This window comes from Prevotella sp. S7 MS 2 (assembly GCF_000762865.1).
Lineage (GTDB): Bacteria > Bacteroidota > Bacteroidia > Bacteroidales > Bacteroidaceae > Prevotella.
In genome coordinates this window covers 1-5,102 of the sequence record NZ_JRPT01000013.1, presented here as the reverse complement: position 1 = coordinate 5,102, position 5,102 = coordinate 1, and the positions used below count along the sequence as shown (strand labels likewise).

4 protein-coding genes and 1 pseudogene are annotated in these 5,102 nt (G+C 42.1%); 2 read left to right on the top strand and 3 right to left on the bottom strand.

Going from position 1 to position 5,102, the window contains the following annotated elements; translation table 11 throughout:
* Positions 1-60: 60 nt before the first annotated feature.
* A complete protein-coding gene (locus tag HMPREF0671_RS12455) occupies positions 61-627 on the bottom strand; it encodes a transposase (RefSeq protein ID WP_231725682.1) in 567 nt (188 codons plus the stop codon).
* Positions 628-789: 162 nt separating this feature from the next.
* Positions 790-1,287 (bottom strand): hypothetical protein, encoded by a 498-nt coding sequence (locus HMPREF0671_RS12450; RefSeq protein WP_232223159.1) that lies wholly within the window; start codon positions 1,285-1,287, stop codon positions 790-792.
* 243 nt (positions 1,288-1,530) lie between these two features.
* Between HMPREF0671_RS12450 and HMPREF0671_RS03110 the strand changes: the two genes are divergently transcribed.
* Together HMPREF0671_RS03110 and HMPREF0671_RS03105 are read left to right on the top strand one after the other, a co-directional pair.
* Positions 1,531-1,740, top strand: coding sequence for a hypothetical protein (locus tag HMPREF0671_RS03110; RefSeq protein ID WP_036896664.1), 210 nt, complete (start codon positions 1,531-1,533; stop codon positions 1,738-1,740).
* A 60-nt stretch (positions 1,741-1,800) separates the two neighbouring features.
* Entirely contained in the window at positions 1,801-4,692 is a 2,892-nt protein-coding gene (locus tag HMPREF0671_RS03105; protein ID WP_156958357.1) for a fimbrillin family protein, read from the top strand.
* Between the two features lie 157 nt (positions 4,693-4,849).
* On the opposite strand, the pseudogene HMPREF0671_RS12365 reads toward HMPREF0671_RS03105, so the two are convergent.
* Positions 4,850-5,102: pseudogene (locus tag HMPREF0671_RS12365) on the bottom strand (IS4 family transposase); the annotation flags it as partial.

The window sequence follows — 5,102 nt, the reverse complement described above, 5'->3', positions numbered from 1 at the left end:
AATACTGTATTAAAGGAGATTTTTCTTACATCAATAGTTCGTTAAAATTTGAGATAATGGCTACGCAGCTTTCCTATGCCAGCCAAAGAGTTCTTTGATAGTATGACTAATAAACTTTCGGTTCGGTATGCTCCGACACCTGTCGAAAATTAATTTTGCAATGTATGTGCTCGCCATGAGCTCCTTGAAAGAAGCTATGGAATACGGTAGCCCGTTTTCCTTCATCATCACCTTTGCCACATACTGTGATGCAAATGATGCGTTGTAGGAGAAGTCCAGCTGATTCTTGTTCCTTGCCTGGCAATGCGCGAGTCCGGTATACTGCTTGGCATCACGGAAGCAAAACTCGATTTGGAATCTTGAGCGGTATGTGCGCAATACTTCTTCACCCGACATGGATGTCTTTGTGGAGAAGAAAAGCTTGTGCTTGCTGTTCGGCATCACCCAAATGACAAGACGCACTTTCTGCTTCAGTGTCTTTGAGTAGGCGATGAGTGTGTAGGCTGTGCCTTCAAGTCCTTCGATATGCATCTTCGCCATACGCGTGAGGTCGAGTTTCTTGTAATTGATTTTCCCGTCAAGTGTTTTGGGACGCCCGGGCTTATTGGAACGAGGTCCCGTGTACACATAGTATAGGCTCGCCGTATCTCAGAAACGGCTGACAAGATGAAAGCCTTGCTCCTTGATTCCCTCCACAAACGGACGGATAGAGAAGAAAGCATCAGCGACAACAATATCGGTGACCTTCAACAATTCTTTCCTGTAGCGTTTGATGACGGCAATGTAATGCTACACAAGAGTCATGCTACGCAGTTCCAACTCTCCTGTAGAAGGGGTTTGATGGGCACGAAGCATCATGCAGTTGTTGGCGTAGACATCGACAAGGGCAAGTCCCATGATTTCAAGTCTGTGTTTCATGGAACCTGCACAGCCGGACCAGAAAGTACCAACATGCGGAGGCTTCTTGCCTGACTTACTGATGTAGTTCGGATCTATGGCTATAGCCAGCAGCCCGTCCATGTTCAGATAACGCCGGGAAAGGGAGAGGTTGAACTTAACCCAGTTGATGCACTTAGCCCGGCTGAGGTTGAAATTCTTTCTGTAGGTCTGCTCGCAATGGGTGCCGTAACGCTCCATTTGAGTGAAAATTATCTTTCTTTGTATCGCCATGTACAATAAGAGTATTTCCAAGAGTAGATTCTCAAAAGTTTTGCCTAATTTTGCAGATAAGCCTTTGATGGCATCTCTGCAGATTTCTGTATACTGGTCGAGTGGTTCTGATGTCATTTGCTTTATGTTTTCGCTACTATAAAGTTACTGATAATCAGCCACTTGACCAAATTCTATTAGTTATATTAAGTTAATCAACTCTCTCATTTTCAAACTATTATATTGGAATTAACGAAGTATTGATGAGTAGTTACGTAAATGAAACCCAATAGTTAAACTAGTATAAGATATAATAAATATATGTTAGTTTGTTACAATATTTAGTAAATTTGCAAAAGCTATAAATAAACAAGAAATTTAATGAAAATTAAAAGAACATTGGTGTACATAGCACCCCAGATAACAATTATAGAGCTAAAGCAGGGTGCTTTTATTTTAGCAGGTAGTCCTCCTGTGCGTCCTGGTGGCGATGGCAAAGAACCAAATAAAGGCAATGTTAATGTAGTGGATCCTTCTGAAGATGATGAAGACACTGATCCTTTTGGAGCTTATTACAATGGAATTCATTAGATTTTATTTCCATAGTCATTAGGTAAGTTCTATGCAACATTTAATTTAATGCAAAACAACATGAACATATTAAAAAAATACAGCTATTGTTACTTTGTTGGTGTGTTCGCATTGGTCACTTTTATGGTGGCTTCTTGCGCAGAAGACATTGTAGAGAATGATAGTAGTGGTAAAAGGACTGGCGCTTATGTGTCTTACAATGTTAGTGAGGCACAAGATAATACGCTCTCCCAAATTAATGAAACGGGCTTGCCCAAGACTCGTGCAGCCTATACTCAGGAGCTTTCCATGCAAGGTCTGCAGCCGGAGGATATTGTTGATCAAAAAATTGTTGGTCGCAGTAGCGACGGTAATGAAGCCTACTTTATAGAAACAACTGTGGCTGGTGTCAACCCTGTGAAGACTAACAACGATGAAAAAACCCGTGCCAATATCACGAGGCTGGAGGATTTAACAAACTTCAGTACCATTGGATACCGTGGTGTTACAGAGGCTACTATTAGCAACAGTCCTTGGTTTTATAGCGAAGACACTAAGCCCGACGGGCAGTTGGTAAAATGGATCCCATGGTCATGGGAACAACCGTATGGACGGTTCTATGCTGTGTCACCAAAAACAGAATCAAAAATACATCTGTCACCCGAGAGTTATGCTAAAACTCCATACGTTGATTTCGAGGTGGAGCCGTTGGTAAAAAACCAAAAGGATTTGATGACTGCATGTTCTGGCAACGTACGTTATGCTGTACGTAATGTAGCTCCACGCACAGATCTTGATTTTTATCATGCACTTACAGCCATACGTTTTAAGATTGGTAATAATCTTTCGTATGACAAAACTGTTGACAAGGTAGAAATCAGAAATGCCCTAAGCAAGGGACGCTATACCCTGTCAGATAAGTTGAATAACGAAGGTGCTGTATGGTCTGATTTGAGCACAAGGGCTACATTCACGCTTGGCGGGGATGGCACGGTAAATGTCAGCACCCAGGGAGACGTTGGCAATATCATCATGGGTAGAAATGGTGACAACTACACATTTTACATGATACCCCAAACTCTGACAGGTAACAGTATTATGCTTTATGTGCATTTTACGGATGGCTCATACATAGAGGCTCCGCTCAAAGGATCCTGGAAGCCTGGCACCACCAAGACCTATGCTCTTTCAGAAAGAAACTCGCATTGGGAATACACGCTTACCGTCACTTCTCCAGCTTGGCTTGAAGCAAAACAAGATCTATCTACTGCCTACACGATTACAAGTTATCGTACTGATCCAAAAACAGGGGTTAAGCAGCCTGTGGAGTGGGAGATTGTAGGCTATGAGGAGAATGGCATAAGAAGAACCAAAGATTATGGACACACAGATGAACCCGGCTGGTATGGGGATGATAAGACGGAGAGACCTGATTGGCTTTCGAAGTTGAGTTTGGAAAGTGGTAAGGGAGGTACAGCTGCAGAGGAAGGGTATGCTACCTTGAGACACGACTATACCGACTGGAAAGCTGAATACGACAAGGTGCTTCAAGATGCAGCCCCCAAGGGAACAGCAGGGGCGCCGTATAACCTTTCAAATCGCAATGGGGGGCCTCAAGTAGAGAATACAGCCAACAGCTACTTGATTTCTGCACCGGGTTATTACAGGATACCACTGGTATACGGCAATGCCATTGTCAACGGCAAGAAAAATGAGCATGCTTATATAACTCAATTACAAGATGATGATATTAAGCCGCGAAAATATAATAGCCCTGAGCCAAAAAAGGAGTCAGCAGATGAAATTATTAATTATCGTATTTTGTGGACTTTTTTAGACCATAATAACCAGGAAATTACCGATCCGTGGATAACTAAGTCCAACTGGAAAAGCAACATTCCTGATGGGGCAAAGATAGTTTGGTCTGACCAAAAAGGCCTCGTTAGCGATGTCAAGCTTTCTGCTGACAAAGAATATGTAGAGTTTTACGTTTCGAAAGAAAATATTAAAAACGGCAATGCAGTTATCGCGGTTACCCAAAAAGGAACTGTAGTATGGTCGTGGCATTTGTGGTTTAATCATGCTGATGCGCTGAATACGTTAAAGAGTTCTGACGGTAAAGGTGGTCCAGTCTATAGCTTTACCAAACAGCAACTTGGCTTTGCTTACTTCAAATGGGAGGGAACACCATTCACCGATTGGCGTGGTGTAAAACTCACAGTGCGGCAAAAAACTGGCAATGGAGGTCAAAGAAAAACGGGAATCATTACCATTCAACAGAAAGCAGCGTTCGAGATTCTTGCTGGACCTACCAGATACCATTTTGGGCGTAAAGACGCCGCTCCGTATCAAGATAATGTTGAGGAAGGAACATTTATACTAGAAAAACATTATACAAAGTTAACATGGGACGTTTGGACCCAACATCCGGAAAGGTTTAAGAATCATTATTCGGATGCCAAGATTGAGAGGCAAGATGATAAATCTGTTTGGAAAGATAATGCTTGGACGATGGATAACTATGAAAATACTTTCAATCACAATCCTGTTGTTAAAACAGTTTACGATCCATGTCCGGTAGGTTTCTCTCTGGCACCGAGTGCGGCCTATGATTGTTTCATGGCTTTAGATCCCGCAGATAAAACCTCTTGGAGTTCGTATGATCCATGTAAATACCGTCGAGTCTTAACAAGAGGTCCGCGTTTGTATCTTGATTCGGATGAAAAGGATGAAAATGGTAAGATTAAGCAGTTCTGTATGCCATTATTAGGTGAACAACAAAACTTCTATACTTGGGTAGCTGTTTCAAATGCGAGTCCGAAGCCCGAACGTCAGGTGTGTTTCGGACCAGATGGTTCAGGTGTTGATCTAAACCAAGTTCACAGCAAGTCTGCCTATTGGTTAGAGCATGATAGAAGGGTAATATATAGCCTTGTTCCTATTTGGCCAGTAGCACAAAGTAAAATAAAGTGAAACAATCTTTGCGAGCGCAACATGTTTGCGGATAGCTTATTAAAGACAGACTGCTCCCTATTGCAAGGAGCAGTCTGTCTTTCTCTATCTAAGTATGCAAGCAGACTCCTCGTGTAATCTTTTGATTATTAATCATTATAAATAGAAACACTACTGTCTACCAATATACAGAAAGGCACAATGATATTGTTGAGGAGTCGAACGCATAGACATTGTTCGATATGAAGAAGTCCTTGACGACTCCTCGTTTATCCCTTGCTATGGAAACCATCTTGTCTGCAAACTCTTGGAATATCTTGACTTCGCGTATTTCATTAGTCTTGCTCAAATTGTTTCTACTGACATTCTTTCCAAAACCAAGATGGTGGAACGCTGACTTGAATGGAGTGATGGTCACAATAAGGTCTCGC